Below are 15,962 nucleotides of genomic sequence, written 5' to 3' on the forward strand. Positions count from 1 at the left end.
TTTTAGGCTTATATTTATTCCTCGATTCAGAGATGAATTACTGGGTTGTGTATATTTTAGTTCAAGTTCTTTTATAGTTTGTATTTTAGTTCTCTCGTTAGGTTTACTATCGTTGATCTTTAGTCTTACTTGTAGTGCTAGTTCTTTAGTGTTTTAACCCATAGGGGTATCATTCGGATTGTACAATTTTACCGACTGATACCCTTCTTTTATTGCGCTTATTTCAGTAAATTTTGTCATAATTTCATTGCATTTTCTCCTGTTGGCGTTCCAAAATAGAAATCGGCTACGGTTTTATGTTTAGCAATTGCGGCATCCAAAACTTGGGAATAATCAAAATTTGGAATGTAAATTGAAAGCTTAGTAACGCCAGTTTCATTGTGAAGAAATTTTCTCAAATTCACAAACAAGACAATGTCATCGTGGGTATTTTTCTTGTTGGCTCTGTGATGATCCAGCATAAATTTGTTCACCCAAGTGCCATTGACCCAATCACCATCCAAACGGAATTGAAGGTTTACGCCAGTTCCTGCAACTTGGAAATCTCTTTTTATTGTTTGGACCAAGGTTCGTATTTCCGGCGGCAGTTGGGCAAATTCGGATATCATCCTTGTTAAACCAGCTTGACGAAGAACGGAATTATTTACTAACCGTTGAGTCAAGTAACTCCATTTTGCCCATTTCTCATCAAAAGTTCCATAATCATCGTCTTTATTGACGGGCGCAATCTGAGCGTGTAATTTTTGATAGAATGCTTCCCGATAGCTTTTCAAATCACGGCATCGCATTGCATCTGGGCGGAAAATTTTATTATTTCTGAACATTCCACTGTTACTATACGTATAGGTTGCATTATTATTTGCCTGTGAAATCTCGCGCAAACGAATAGTAAATGTATCTTCTTTAGCACGTGTAACAACCAAACGTTTTTGGCTTTCATTAAAATCGAAAACAACTCCTTTGTCAAATTTTTTGTTGAGCGCTTCTGTAACTGCATGAATTCTTCGGAGGAAAATTTGCTCTAAAGGAATAGTTATCGTTGTAGTTGTATTTATAAGCGGTTCGCCATTTATTCTGTATTCAATAATTTGAAGAATGTAGTTTTTCGGCATTGCACTCCTTCGGCTTTGCGTTCCTTTTAGGCTGCGGGAAAGATTGTTCATATATTTTAATGAACTAATCCAAGGATAGGTGCATTCCATCAACGAACAGCAACCATCGGAAGAAGCGCTGATTTTATTCGAAATACAAAAATCCGCCACAACATTTTCCCTTTCAGAAACTAAAACAAAAGTTCCACCTTTTTCAACACCCCCTTTATGGCTTATTGAAGGATTTTCTTTTAAAAAGGTAGTAAACGCTTGTTGGTCTTTTTGAAGATCAAAAAGCAAACAGTCAAAATCCAATCCGTGGTCATTTTTTGAACTATTTATTACATTGCGGCTGTCCTGCGCGGGATGCCCGAAATGTCCTTCAATTCTGTAAAAATCATTGCAATCCAATTCAAAATTCAATGGATTTTGCACCCAACTATTCGGCGCTAGGTTTTCTTTGTGGTAGCTTACATTAAAACGTTGTTTATAGTTTTCAGTTTTATTGAAATCCCAAGCGGTGAGCATTTCATTGTCAACTTCGTAATAAACTGGGATGGCTTTTTCGCCTAAATTTCCACATGTTTTTGAAGGAGTGATATCTATTTGATTTTCATTAGAAAGGTTGAAATTGTCCAAAACCAAAACCAAACGCTGAACCAAACTTTTTGCCATTTTAAGGTGTTTGGCGTATTCATTATTTGTTGGCGAATGGTAAAAATCGTGACGTAGTTCTGGATAAATTTCTTCGGAAGAAAGTGCGCCCAGTAATAAATGTTTTGGAAATGCTTCAATATTTGGGCAACATTCAGTTTTCAATTTCAAAAGGATATTGGCCAATTCATTATAAGTATCACTTAAATCCTTTACCAAATCATAGCGATATTGAACCTTTTCATTTGTGTTGAAATCATCCAAATTGTTGATCTGGTTCAACATTGTGTTTGAAGTGCCGTCCAAAATGCCGAGTATTTCAGAAAAAGCTTGAAACAATTCTGTAAACGCGGAATGTAAATTGTTCTTTGAGGAAGTGATGGCAGATTTATATGCCGCAGACAATTTGGTATAGGAATTTGTATTATTCCCATTCAAAATTACCTTCGGAACAGCAGTTTGTGGAAGATTTGTAAATGCTTCGTAAACATTGTGTTTCGTATAAATTCCATCTTTGGGATTGACCAGATTTTCAACATCGTCTTTGTCAATCAGCAAAACCCTTAAATTTTGAATATTTGGCTGACCTTGATTATCGCAGTTTGTGGTTGTGCATATATCTGCTTCTTTTGGGTAACATTCCAAATAAAGAACGACAACTTTTTCATTGAGCAATTGTGAATTAATGGGAAGATGACCAGCTTCCAAATCAACTTTTTCCTGCGGAATTAATTCCCAAAGATCAATGGTGGCACTTCCGTTTTTGAAGTGTTTGTACTTCGCTTTATCATCATCAAAATCGTGAAAATGTGAATACTTTATGCTTTCCAAAACAATGGAAGTATCGGAAGAATCTTTAATGCTTTTCTGAAGTTTCAGCAGATCGCCATCGGTTGTAATGCCACAACCCTGCGTAATCGTTATCAACGAATTTTGATTATTCACTGAAACCTTAAACCCGCAAGCTACACCAACGCCCACAAGGCATACACGCGTCAGTCGATCTTGGTCTTCAAAATATTCAATAAATTCGTTCAGCTGCCCGGAGGTCAGTACTTGATCGTCCACGAAGGAGCGGTACTGTGGAGTAATCTCCATTAATTTAGTGCTCATAACTTTGGTATTTAAAGTTTGCCCAGGTTGGTCCTGCCCAGGATAATATCTTGTTGTTCTTCGTCATCATCACAATCGTGAAGTTTTCCCTGTGTATAAATTGTGTGGAGCGTACTCATTATTTTTATGAGTCGTTTCAGTTTTGTGGTTGGCTGTTTTTGACCTAAATCAGTTTTTGCAAGGATCCATGATTTGTAAGCCTCTTCCAGTTCCACCATTTCATTTTCATCGTCTTTGGTATCGTAGCTTTTTGGGTAACCAATCCAACAGATTTTCGCCCAAATGTGCGAAGGCAATTCCTTTTGAATCAACTCTTCCAAAAACCTTCTGAAATCCACATTGCTATAGCGTTCGGTCCAACCTGGCAAAACGATGGAAACCCTGAAAGAGTAAGGGTCAACACCTTCACAACCTTCACAGTTATCCGAACAGATTGGCAAAAAAGTATTTTCGGGCGCCGTATCAGTTGTTACGTCGGGACGAAGAAGAATGTGTTCAATTACGTACATTCCTTCGTTGAAATCGAGAGTATTTACAAATGTCACTGTTTTGGTAATTGCAGTTTCAGCCGCCGACTGTGTTGCATAGCTTGAAATTTTTCTAGCAATTACGTGATCTTCACCTGTTGTTTCGGGAATATTTGGATTGGTGAGGTTGAAATAAAATTTACCAGCTATATTCACTTTTATTTCATAGTTTTCAGCAAACCGTCCATAATTTTTCACATCCAAAATTTCCTTGTAAAGCGAAGCCAAATTGTGATAATGCTTGCTGGAAGATGAAAGTATTTCCTTGTTTTTACTTCGGAAACGGAAGCGATACTCAATAATTCCATCAGTGTCAATCTCTTCATAGATTTCCAATGGGTCGTCGGAAAAATTTCTACGGAAAAAATTTGGGTTACCGCTCAAAAGCGCGATCCGTTTTTGAAATGCCGAAATATTGCCCGTGTCCCACAAATTGGCATCTTCCTGTTCGTAATAATTAAAACTCAACGGCCGTTCGCAACCTATCATTCCGTATTGCTGTAGAAAACGTTCCTTCGTTTTAATTACCGCGGCATCGGTATTGCTGCCGTACAATTGCTTCATCAAAAAAGCATATTCACTAAAATTTTCTGCAAAACGGGAAAGCAAATGGTCGAGCATTTTGTTTCTGCGCACCACTTTTTCGTCCAAGTCTGAAAACAAAATTTCTGTAATATTTTCATCGGTTGTATAATTAGCAGAAACCAATTCCGAAAGATCTTTTACATTTTCAATCATTTGTGTGAAGTAACTTTTGTCTAGTTCTCCATTGATTGAAAAAATGTCTTTTACATTTTTTAGGTGTGCGAAATAACTAGCGAAAATTTGATCAAAAAATAAAAGATAAGCCTTAAGTTCTTTCACTTTCGCCCTGTCTGCAATGGTAGCTGTGCTTTTTACGCCAAGTTCACCAACGCCGTAAACTTCGGGAAAATCATTTTGTATTGTACTGTAATCGCCAACGCCTGAGTAACTTCCCAAAGGCAATTCTAATGATTTTTTTTGAGAAGCGATATCGAGAATATTCGCTTCAATTTCATCATAAATTGTCTCCAAATAATCTTCAACTGCTTGCTTGTTTATGTTCAACGGAAGAAATCCTTTGTAATAACTGAAAGAACTTTTATGACAACGTTTTGGTTTTTTCCCAGGGGGAACACAAAGGTTCCATATTTTTTTGCTCTCCGTTTTTCCGTCGCAATTATTAATTGTTATATCACGAATAACGTCAACACCTTCAATTTTTTGGATTAAATCTATCAAATCTGTCAACCTTACTTCTTTCCGAAGCTCTGTTTTTCGAAGTTCAGAATCGTCAATAAATCCATTATTTAAAAGCGGTCCGTTAAAAATTTCATCGGAAGCATACCCTTTTTCCAACATTTCTTTCAACGAATAGAAGCGGAGGGAAGGGGAAAGATATTCATCAATAATATATAAAATTTCAGCGTGTACTTTTTCTTCATCGGCTTCTGGCTTCAATTCTATAATTGCACAAATGGCAACGGGATGGTTTTCTACTTCTTCGATTCCAATAATGTCTTCACAAAGGTTTCGATGGGTGTGATAAACAGTTCGAACTTCCTTTTTAAGTCGTTTTATTTCTTTGATTTGCTTTGCTTCGGTGTTGAAAATTTCAAGGTCAAGCGCATCCAGTTCAACCAAAACATCATACAATCCATTTAAAATGAATTCCTTTTTATATTTTTCTTTTATTTCGAAAGGTTTATATGAAAGCTTATTTTCTTTGCAGTTTGCGAATATTTTCTTTTCGCATTTTTTCAGCCAAGCATTTTTCACACCTTCAATATCTATAAACAATTTTCGGTAATCCAGCGCATTTACGGGTTTTATTGGCAATGCATTTTCGGCCGTCAGAAATTGGTCATCTAAAAAACTTGGATTGTTTTCTTCGGCCAAAATATTTTCTAATGGAAGGGAAAGTCTCGCACCCAAATCTGTAATCGCATAACACAAAACTTCCAAAATGGTGATTCCTGGGTCGTGGGCATTATAGTCCGTCCACAAACCACTTCCCAAAGCCTCGATGTATTCGATTCCTTTTTTTCGAAGGTATTCGAAATCAAGATCATCCTGTGTGGACGTATTCTTTGCAATGGTGCTGTATGTTTTTACGGAAGACATACGACGGGTTTTTTAGGGGCTTGTACACTGCATTTTGATTGGACTGCTGTCATAAAATGCTTTTTGGCAGAAACCAAAATTGCTTTTGGACTGGACGGAATTACGTTCGTTTTTTCAATATATGCTGATGTTTCAGAAGTTCTGTGCTTCACAATCACATCATCCAAAAAGTCAACATACGGCTGGTCTTCCAAATAGGAAATGAGTTTGTTTTTGTGAAAGGCTACCCCGAAATTCAGTATAGAAGTTTCAGAATATGCCCAGGGCGACAGGTATTTTTTGATGTCTTCCTCCAATTGTTTTGTATAGAAATTCTCATCAAAACCTATATTGAATTTCACGCCGAGTGTAACCTCAACTTCTTCATAATCTGGATTTATAATTTCTGCGGAAACGAAAAATGTGTTCAATTCATTGATATAATTTTGAATATCATTTCGCTTCGCAGTGCTTAAACGGGGTTGAAAAATATCGAAGGCATTGTTATTCTTAATATCTGGAATTACAACAATAGCAACATTTCCCGGTGCGTGATAATCATTCCCTTTGGTGTGATTAAGACATTTCACTTTATAAACTTCCGGATATTTTTCAAGAATTAAATGCTCATAATCCCACAATGAAATGGCGCGGTCTCGGTGACGGACTCGTTCGCTCACACGGCGATAGTAGCTTTCATCGTTTTCCTCAGGTTTTCCGCCAAAGGAATTGTAGGGTTGCAAAACACTTTTTATTGCGGAATGGCGCTCGGTAAGTTTACTGATTGTTTCCGCTGGCAAACCGGTTTCAAGATGCGAAAGCTCGTTGCCGTTATTTGCAAAAGTTGCAGTAATGACTTGTGCGTGAATTTCAATAAATCTGCAAACCACATCAAAACTTTTTAGACTTTTCGCGCGTAACCAAACCAAACCTGAACTCAGCAACGTATTGTTATTTGTGGCCTCCCGAGGAATTGCAATGGTTACGATTCCAGTTTTTAAGAAATTATCGGTTGTATTTCCCAATAGATAATCGCTCGAAAGTTCCATCCAAGAATTGTTTGAAAGTACAGACCAAGAAATTTTTTCAGAAGAAGAAAAACTTTCTGCCAATGGATTTTCAGTTCCTTCCAGCAACTGAAACAAAAGCTGAACTTGCTTTAATGCTTCGGTATTTTCGAGCCCTATATAGAGTTCGCCGCCGGCACAATAGGATGGAACCAAAGTTTCGGAAGTTTCCACTTGCCCAAAAGGATGCTCGTGAAAAAGTTGGATTTTTTCGAGATTAGCAGTTTCAGAAACACCAAATTCAATCTCTTGACTTGCGCTATATGCGATTTCAATTTTTTCAATAATAGGTGTGTATGGTTCATTGGGAAGCACGGTGTCTTCTTCCGTGGTTAAGGCCAAAGCGTAAACTTTTGGAAATAATGAATGTAAAAATGATTGGTTCAGTGATAATTTTATAGGACCGTTTTTACCAGCTGTATAATTTGCATTGCTAACGGAAAGATTGCTTTCAAATATTTCCCCATTTTTGGTGAAAAGCGTAAAGGCATCATTTATTGAAACCAAATTTTCATTGTTTTCAATAGAAACTTTTGCCTTAAAATAATCGTTTCCCGTTACATAAAGGTTGCTTGGACTGGTTGTCAAATTTAAAGTCAATCCTGCAGGTTTTACATATTTTTTTGTAGCTGCATTAAAGTCGAAATAAAGCGTTTGAAAATAAAGGTTTGGCGAGAGGTTGAGATTGTTTTCATCTCTTCGGTATGCTATGTAATGTTGCTTAAAACCTGCTGGTGTGCTTAACCACGTAGCATTTAGAGATACAGTGTCCCATTTTTTGCTGAACATTTCCGGATAGTCAATATAAAACGCGGAACGCTCCATTGGTTGTGTTCCGAATGGAAAAAAAGGTTTATCTGCCGCAAGATTGCCAAAATCGTTTTTCAACTGAAGTTTTTTAGCTTTCGAAACCGAAATTTTTACGGTTGCTTTTTTTACTTTTTTCTGAAGCAATTCGGTGTAAAGATTATACCCGACGGTGAATTCTGGTTGTTTTGTTTTTAAAAGAAATCGAAATACAGGTTGCTCCGTTTCAAAATTTTCTATGTGAATTTCTTTGTTATAGGAAACGATTGCTTTTTCTGTTTTATCGATTTTCAAGCAAAGTTGGATTGTTTTATTTCCGATGGAAGATGTAAAACCATTGACAGAAGCTGAAATTTTAAACGGCCCTAACCATCCTTTTTCGCCCGTTGCGAAAACGTCGATACAATCAATAACCTGTGGAATATTAAAAATAGGAATTGATTTTTCAAGATTGAAAATCACTTGAACGATGCGTTCACCTTCGACCAAATTTAAAGTTGGAGCAGCAATTGCAAAACCCAAATTGGGAGTTTCCAATGGAGATAAAGGTTTAAAATGTGTTGGATAACCAAAGGGTAACCAATTTGCATCACTTTTAAAGGGCTCGCCTTTGCCATCTGCTGAATTTACTACCGGCGCGGCAAAAAGTCCGTTGAATTCATTCGGATTTAAACTGTTTGCTTTTCTATGATGGTAAACACTTTTTAAGGCGACAACACTAGCTTTGTTGATTACCACTTCTTTGTCAGTTGCATATTGAATGCGTTTTCCCAAAAGATCTTTTCCGGCCTCCAGTAGCGTATGTTCATCTACTTTGGATTCAGAAAAATTTTTGGCCAATTCAAAAATTAGATGAACACTATCGGCAACCGGAGCTTTTTTATCAATTTGAAGAATTTCGTTGTAATAGAAAACCAAATGTCTTTTGGTGATTGCGTTAAAATGCGTTTTGGAAATTTCCAGCAATTTCAGAAAACATACAAAAAGCGTAAGGTGCGGAGACAGGCGGTTGGAAGTTTCGGCTTCTGAAAGGAAATTTTTGATTTTACTTTTTTCAATAAAAAATGACTTCCAATTTCCCGAAGGAATTGTAGCATTTTCTATTGAAAAATAATTGACTTCGAAAGCAAAATTATATGCAAATTTCATCCAATCTTCCGTTGAAAAATCGTTCAAATTCAGATTTTCTGGAAGCATGGCGCTGATGGACCTTTGGGTCTGTTCGGTACCCTTTTGGTTTATCAGAAATTTATTTTCGCAGTTATTTGCCATGGTTTTTTATACTTCGGTGCCTTCGGTTTTATAGAATGGAAAAACCATATTTGCCCGAGAATTTGTGATTCGAACAACGTATTCAATTTTTATAAGAATTTCACCGTTTAGTTCGTTTGTTGCGTCTAATGTTATTTCTTGAGTTTCAATCCGTGGTTCGTAATAAAGGATTGCGTTACTTATTAATTCTTTTATATAAGTTTTTAGGGTTACATCTAGCGGTTGGAATAAAAGCTCTTCCAAATTGCATCCGTAATTGGGAAGCATTACGCGTTCGCCCAATCTTGTAGACAATAGAATCTCAAGACTTTTATTGATGTCAACTACACCTGTTGTAGTTACCAATCCGCCCGTTTTCTTGTCGAAATGCGGTGGAAAACTCCATCCTTCGCCTAAAAATATTTCTGATGTATTCATATTAATTATTTTCTGTTTCTATTCTTTATTTCCGTCATCCGTCATTTATCATCCACCAATCAAAACCGTGAACTCTCCTAAAACGATGCTTCCCCCGTGTGCTGTGCTATCACCCAAACGTGCTGCTGGCATTCCGCCAATAAGAACCGATGATGAGCCCATAATAATTGAATCCGGGGGCCCTGCACAGGTTGCCATATCTCCAACTCTTGCCGCGGGCATTCCACCAATCAAAACGGTTGGCTCTCCGGCAGGAAGTATTGGTCCACCCACGTGTGGACTTCCGTTTGGGTTTGCCATTGGGCAAACGTGCATATCGTTTATTCTGGCTGCTGGAGGCATAGTTGGTTGTTGGTTAATAGTTATTGGTGTTAGTTTTTTTTAATTTATTTGAACCAAAGATCCTTTTAAAACTGCAATAGCGCTGGTTGAAACTTCTGCGCCGCCACTGCCTTCGGCTTTAAATTGGGCGTTGGCCTTTATGTTTACGTTCATTGCTTCAATGGTGCAATCTCCGGTTGCTTTTATGCTGAAATCTTTTCCGCTTTCAATAGCAATTCCGTCACTGTCCATTGTTATTGCATTTCTATTGTCATCTTCAATTTTGATAACTCCCGAATCTTCATCGATTGTGACTTTTTTACCAGCTGGAGTTTCTATTATTATGGATTTTTTATCGTCATTGAAAATTAATTTCATTTCGCTTCGGGTAACAAAACCTTTTTGGTGATTGTCATCGGAAGCTGTAAATGGTGCCGGTTTTGCGCTGCTGTGAAGCATTCCAAGAATAACAGCGTGATTGGGATCGTCGTTTATAAAACCGACAATTACTTCATCGCCAATTTCAGGTAAGAAGAAAGAACCACGATTGTTCCCAGCGTCTAAAGTGGCAACTCGAGTCCAAATGCCTTGTTCGTCATTGTTGATGATTGGTATTTTTACTAAAATCCTGTCCTCACCATCGGGATCTGATTCTAATTGTGAAACCACACCAATTTGCAATCCACTTACCGCGGGGATTATTCCAGAAGCTGGTGATTCTGAAACGTCATAGGTTTCGCTGAACCATTTTGGGTTCATTCCGAATTCAGCATCTACCGTCCAGTTACCTTCTGCTATTTCGTGACGAACGGCACTGATGAATATTTTTCCGTTGAAGCGGTCGCCAACGCCTTCCAGCTTTAGCATCGTTCCGGGTTTTACTGCTGGAATTCCTTGAAACTTTACGCGTCCGCGAGTTTTTGAAAGTTGCTGAAAAAGACTTTTCGCGTCGCTCCAATTTTGTAATTGAGTTGAATTGTAATTTCCACCGTGTTTCAATTCAAGGTTTTCGAGATCGATTATTTCTGCCAAATCTGAAACTGAAATATTTCCGTTCAAAGAAATTCCGGGATCAGTGGCTTCGGCTTCCACAATTTCATGTTCCGAAGGATTCCAACCGTAAGCGGTAATTGTATTGAACTGGTTACGGGCATCCATTTCGGCATCAAAATCGAGTAGGGTAGCACCAAATGCAACGGTTTCGATAGCATCTTGGGACAAATCGGGTTTTGAAATTTTTATTTTTCCGTCATCAACGGTGCAAATTTGCCCGTTTATTTGGGCGCGTGTCATTATAAAATCCCAATCGGAAGCGCGGTATTGAACCATTTCTTTATTTGTAAATGAAGTGGATTCGATATCGCTTTGCAGATTATATTTTCCTAATATTTCTTCAATAATATCGCTATCCTTGCTTTCGTAATAATAATTACTTTTTCTGCCAATGGTCATTTTAACTGCTTCATCCCTGCATTCCACAATTAATACTGAATTACGCTTTCTAATTTTTATACTGTGTTTTATAATAATTCCTTTGAAAATAGTTTCTTCATCGCTGTGATAACCTGCTTTTATTTCTATATTTTTTCCTGGAATAAGTAATTCTTCATTGCTTAAACTGAAATTTTGCGAAGCCGCTTCACCATCAAGAAACACAATTTGTGCAAAGGGAATGCGATTGATTTCCTTTTCAACCGAAATATTTTTTACTTGATGAACAGCAGAAATCTCAGTGCCTTCAATCAAAATTCTGAAGGTGACCAAATCAGCACTACGGGAGGTTTCTATGGTTCTATTGTTATTCATTTTAAGATACTTTTTCTATGGGTGGAAATTTAATTTGTTGTCCAGGTTTTAATCTTCTGAAATTTGTCAGATTATTAGCGGCGGCTACTTGTAAATAATATTTTGAATCACCATAAATTTTGAAAGTCATTAAAGGCAGGGTGTCGCCTTCCTTCACAATCCTGATGTGTGTGAGATCGGGAGAATTGTTATTCTCTCTAGCCAATCGCAACAGCTCGTCCACAACTCCTTTAAAACTAGCTGTAACAACGGCACGCAACGGAACTCCATCTGGTGAAAATAGTTTGTACTCAATAGACATTTCAGATAAAATGCCTTTAAAGAGAAGTGTACCCCAACCAATCATTAAATAGTTTGGCTTGTGCTCGTCGCCATTGTAATCAAAAACTATTCTTTTGAACCGTTCAATATCTGCAACTATTCCTACCCCCAATGTATTGGCGTGTCCTTTAACAGCCCCTGTTCTGTCAAAGAGAAATTCGAGAGTTAAGTCTTCTGGCAGCGAACGCACGTACTTAGGCTGTGTAGCGCTGGTACCTTGGCCTTGTGCTTCGGTGTACTCAACTTTATATTTGAATGCGTATTTTTCTGGATTCAATAGTGAAGAAAAAATACCGTCACCCACTAATTGGGTGAATTTATTATCGCGATACGCTATTATTTTAAGGTTTGTTAGTTCGCCTTTCATTATCGTTCTTTTTTACGGGATTTAATATTGAAAACTTCTTCTATACAGGTTTTTATTAAATCGTCCATTTTGCCTTCCAGTTTTTTGTTTTGGGAGACATTGGATTGTTCGTTACCATTCACATTTATCTTTATGTGAAGTTCTTTGATTTCGATAGGCATTTTATACGAGTCTGAAATAGTTATACGCTAACTCAATAGTTTCAATGGTCACTTTGCTTTCTTCAGCATTTAGTTCTGCGATATCCCACTTTACCGGATATGCGTGAACCACATTCCAAGTAACGAGTGGTTCGTGTTTTTCATTCAGTAATTTCACTGTAAGATCGACAGGCTCAAACTGAAAATTTTCAATGGCACTTTGACACCATTTTATAAGTTCAGAATTTGTAACCATTCCCCTTTTTAAAATCAGGTTTGGAAATTTTGACCTTACCGGAAGTTTATGTTTGAATCTGTTTTCGCCACCCTCGGCAAATTCTTCGGTCTCAATATCTACGGAAAGACCAGATACCGATTGAAACTGAACATCTTTATCTTGCGAGGAAATTCCGTTGAATTCCACCTTAAAATGAAAACTTACTGGAGGATATGGATCGCTCATCAATCTCCGTTTTGAATTGTTAAACCTTCGTGTGCAATTTCTAGCGTTTCAATAGCGGTTTCGTTGCCGTCGCCCTTTAAATCTGTAGATTGCACCTTAAGTGGAAAGGCATTCTTTACTTTCCAAACCATTACAGGTTCGTGTTCCTCGTTTAGTAAAGAAATGGTTATGTCTCGGCGTTCAATTGTGTTTAGGCTTACGGTATTCCACCATTGGTAAAACTCATTGTCGTTCGCAAAAGATCCACGCTTTAAAGTAATGTTGCTATATTTTTGCATCCCCGGCATTTTAATTTTGCTGTATTCTGGGCTTGCACCGTGACGGTATTCTATAAGTTCGGTTTCTACATCTAGTCCACTTACTTCGGTAAAACCTATGTTTGTTCCTCCCCAGTCCACTGAGAAATGAAACTTTACTAAAGGATATGTGTTGGCCATTTTTTCTATGTTTTAAGTTATTGCGTTAAAAAGTTATTGTCTCCTTAAACCTCCCAATGGGTGACTTCTCAATCTTTGGAATTATTTTTACTAATTACTAAATTAGGCTTCTTGCATTTTATGAGAGAATTTGAGAACGATGAATTCTGCAGGACGAACTGCTGCCATGCCTATTTCAATATTCATAATTCCGTTTAGAATATCGTCTGCGGTCATGGTTTCTCCCAAACCAACCCGCACATAAAATGCTTGTTCAGGTTTGGCTCCGGCAAGGGCTCCTGCGCGCCACTGAAGAATTAAGAAGTTTTCAATCATTGCGCGCACTTTTACCCAAGTGTTGGCATCGTTAGGTTCGAAAACAAATTGTGCTGTAGCTTTTTCAACAGATTCCTCTACCATATTGAAAAAACGACGCACTGGAACGTATTTCCATTCGTTATCGTTACCGGCAAGTGTGCGTGCACCCCAAACCAAAATACCCTTACCTGTAAAGGAGCGAATGGCGTTAATAGATTTTCCAGAAGTATGAATGTTCAAATCCTGTTGGGCCTCGTGGGTAATTTTAATAGTTGGCTCCACGGCTGCACTAACAGATTCGTTTGCGGGTGCTTTCCAAACTCCACGATTGCTATCTACACGAGCATAGATGCCAGCCATTGCACTGCTTGGTGGAAGCGTAACATATTGCTTTTCCAACTCCGTTTTTATTTTATTGTATAGTATTAAGTTGAAATCACTATCGGCACTATCTGCAAGTTCGTCAAGCTTTTTTGTATCATAAACGCCTGTAGAAGTTGTATTCGTTTCGTCAGTAATACTGTGAGCCAGGGTTATATCTGCATCATTATAAGCATAGCTATAAACCGTTTTCAAGAAAGGATGATAAGCGGCACCGTATTTCAATAAATCTACACCATTGCCCAATGATGCTGTATTGCGAATATTATCGCTATTGTTTGCAAAAGCATCAATAATAACAAAACGATCTTTTAGCTTTTGAGACTGCATCAAGGCTTTGTTAATAAGTGAATAGTAGCTATCGGTGGTTGAAACAGCCATTGCATCTGGAAAGACATATAATGTAGGTTCATCAAATTTTTCAAGCTCGTTCAAACCAGCAACAAGAGCCAGTTGGCTTACGCTGCCACCCGTATAATCTCCGACTGAACAGATGTAGCAAGGCCCGCCACCATTATCAAAATACATGCGCATTGCATAGTACATCACAAAAGGACTTAACGTAGGCATAGCCACACTAAACTTTTGAGCCAATAGTTTAATTGGCGGTCCACTGTTGATGGTATCTTTAATGGTTACAGTAATTGCAGCCTCGTTTTGGGCTTTCCCAAAATAGGTTTCGTACTCCAATAGCGAAACGATACGTTTTGGTTTGTTCTGAACAGTTGTATCACTGATTTGCGTGTAGCCTATAAAGGCTGGAATTGCTGTCTCCACTTGTGCCACCGATGGTGGAAATTTTGATATTTCCTCCACATAGACCCCGGGTGTTTTGTAAGTAGTTGCCATAGTTTCTGTTATTGATTAATATAAATTTCTGAAATAGTTTTTATAATGTTTCCACCGCCGTCTTTTTCAAATATAAGTCGGGAGGGAAACGCTGAAGGTCTTTCTTCGCCGCCAAAGCTGTAAGCAATTATTCCGTTTTTAACTAAGGGCAGTTCCGTTGGTTCTGTGGAATGAAGCAGACTGCTGTCTACTGCATTGCGATAATTCCAAATGGTGCTTCGATTTTTGATTTGTAATTTGAAAGTTTTGGGATTAGCGGGAATTGTTCCGTTTACGTTCAAAATATTTCGTGTATTTCCGTCAAAAGGAATTGTGTTGTCGCCAGCCATTTCCAAAGAAATAATTGCGAAAAGCCCAATTTTTTCCTTTTCGGAAAAGACTTTCCCTATTTCAGCATAACTAGTTTGGTTTATGGTGAAATCTTCAATAGGCATGGTAGTAGTTTCCAGATCTAAATAGTTGAAAGAACCACCTTCCGTAGCTGGTTTTTTGTTTGAGAAATAATAGGGAATTAGCGGTTTTGAATTTACAGTCGAATAATTTTCGAAAAGAGAATCCTTCACACAAATCAAAAATTTCAAAACTGTTGTTTGTGGAAGATTTATTAAAGTTCTGTAAGTTCCTGAATTGGGTGCTGTTTCTTCCGCTTTTGCATAAATTGTAAAGCCGTTGTTAATAGTTTTGAAAACGAGTCTGTTTCCTTTAAATATCTCTTGTGTTTCTTCAGAAGGAATTATTTGGCAGAAATCCTCAAAATTATATTTACTGAGTTGTTGTTCTTTTAATATCGGGTTACCGTCGAAAGCCATACTGCCATCATCCAAAAAATAATGGTGGTAAACATTTACGCTAAACAGTTTGCGATATGTTATAGTGAAACTCATTAGGTATTATTATTAAGAATTCCGGAGATTTCGATAATTGGTTTTCCTTTTTCAAGAATTGCATTGCTATCAATTTTAACAACGCTTATTTTATAGAGTACACTGGGCAAGGCTTTCCCACCCATTGTGCCCCAGATATAGTTTAGCTGTTCGAATGTTGGCGTGTAGAGTTCGGCAATGAAGCGGAACTCTTTTATGTTTTCCAATGCAGGAATTGCAGGGTTTAGGGGCGTATTTACTTGTGTGAATATTTTTTTAGACTGGAAGAATTCTATAATTAAAGAGATGGCAGTTAGCGAGCGGGTATAAGTACTTCTGTTAGCCGAAAAAAGCGCAAAAACATTAAGATTAATGGGAGCATTTTTATAGATTGTCTCCCCATTTTTGAATTTTACGTTTGGATTGTTTTTAAGAGCAACTTCTTCCTCTATGTTTAAAAGTGATAACACTATTTTATCATTCATGGTATTGAGTTCCGGATCATCATGTTTGGAAACATTTTCCAGAACCACAAGATTTGCTTCTGTAGTTTTTTGCTCCAAATATTTTGAAACTTGATCTTTTACTATTTCGAGGGTTTCGTAAATCATTTTTGGGAGGAACCTTTTAAAACTATTCTAAAAC

13 protein-coding genes are annotated in these 15,962 nt (G+C 37.6%); all 13 read right to left on the reverse strand.

The genetic code is table 11. The annotated features are described in order from the left end of the window. Positions 1–236: 236 nt before the first annotated feature. Positions 237–2,858, reverse strand: coding sequence for a hypothetical protein (locus ESV24_RS07270; protein ID WP_146743146.1), 2,622 nt, complete (start codon positions 2,856–2,858; stop codon positions 237–239). Between the two features lie 11 nt (positions 2,859–2,869). Further along, complete coding sequence (locus ESV24_RS07275) at positions 2,870–5,530, reverse strand: YegP family protein (RefSeq protein WP_111815722.1); 2,661 nt, start codon at positions 5,528–5,530, stop codon at positions 2,870–2,872. Beyond that, positions 5,518–8,655 carry a baseplate J/gp47 family protein gene (locus ESV24_RS07280; RefSeq protein ID WP_111815723.1) on the reverse strand — a complete coding sequence of 1,046 codons (3,138 nt, stop codon included), beginning with the start codon at positions 8,653–8,655 and terminating at the stop codon, positions 5,518–5,520. The genes ESV24_RS07275 and ESV24_RS07280 overlap by 13 nt, the downstream gene beginning before the upstream one ends. Positions 8,656–8,661: 6 nt before the next feature. Further along, on the reverse strand, positions 8,662–9,072 hold the full coding sequence (locus ESV24_RS07285) for a GPW/gp25 family protein (RefSeq protein ID WP_111815724.1): 411 nt from the start codon (positions 9,070–9,072) through the stop codon (positions 8,662–8,664). A gap of 48 nt (positions 9,073–9,120) precedes the next feature. After that, complete coding sequence (locus ESV24_RS07290) at positions 9,121–9,414, reverse strand: PAAR domain-containing protein (RefSeq protein ID WP_111815725.1); 294 nt, start codon at positions 9,412–9,414, stop codon at positions 9,121–9,123. Positions 9,415–9,453: 39 nt separating this feature from the next. Beyond that, positions 9,454–11,199, reverse strand: a complete 1,746-nt coding sequence (gene vgrG, locus ESV24_RS07295; RefSeq protein WP_111815726.1) for a type VI secretion system tip protein VgrG — start codon at positions 11,197–11,199, stop codon at positions 9,454–9,456. A 1-nt stretch (position 11,200) separates the two neighbouring features. After that, entirely contained in the window at positions 11,201–11,887 is a 687-nt protein-coding gene (locus tag ESV24_RS07300; RefSeq protein WP_235004007.1) for a CIS tube protein, read from the reverse strand. Beyond that, positions 11,887–12,048, reverse strand: a complete 162-nt coding sequence (locus tag ESV24_RS15280; RefSeq protein ID WP_170227871.1) for a DUF5908 family protein — start codon at positions 12,046–12,048, stop codon at positions 11,887–11,889. The genes ESV24_RS07300 and ESV24_RS15280 overlap by 1 nt, the downstream gene beginning before the upstream one ends. A gap of 1 nt (position 12,049) precedes the next feature. After that, a complete protein-coding gene (locus ESV24_RS07305; protein WP_111815728.1) occupies positions 12,050–12,490 on the reverse strand; it encodes a phage tail protein in 441 nt (146 codons plus the stop codon). Then, positions 12,490–12,927, reverse strand: coding sequence for a phage tail protein (locus ESV24_RS07310; RefSeq protein ID WP_111815729.1), 438 nt, complete (start codon positions 12,925–12,927; stop codon positions 12,490–12,492). The genes ESV24_RS07305 and ESV24_RS07310 overlap by 1 nt, the downstream gene beginning before the upstream one ends. A gap of 102 nt (positions 12,928–13,029) precedes the next feature. Next, positions 13,030–14,454 carry a phage tail sheath family protein gene (locus ESV24_RS07315; RefSeq protein ID WP_111815730.1) on the reverse strand — a complete coding sequence of 475 codons (1,425 nt, stop codon included), beginning with the start codon at positions 14,452–14,454 and terminating at the stop codon, positions 13,030–13,032. Positions 14,455–14,462: 8 nt separating this feature from the next. Beyond that, positions 14,463–15,338, reverse strand: coding sequence for a hypothetical protein (locus ESV24_RS07320; RefSeq protein ID WP_111815731.1), 876 nt, complete (start codon positions 15,336–15,338; stop codon positions 14,463–14,465). After that, on the reverse strand, positions 15,338–15,928 hold the full coding sequence (locus tag ESV24_RS07325; protein WP_111815732.1) for a Pvc16 family protein: 591 nt from the start codon (positions 15,926–15,928) through the stop codon (positions 15,338–15,340). The genes ESV24_RS07320 and ESV24_RS07325 overlap by 1 nt, the downstream gene beginning before the upstream one ends. Positions 15,929–15,962 lie beyond the last annotated feature (34 nt).

Source organism: Aequorivita lipolytica (assembly GCF_007997135.1).
In the GTDB taxonomy this organism is placed as follows: domain Bacteria; phylum Bacteroidota; class Bacteroidia; order Flavobacteriales; family Flavobacteriaceae; genus Aequorivita; species Aequorivita lipolytica.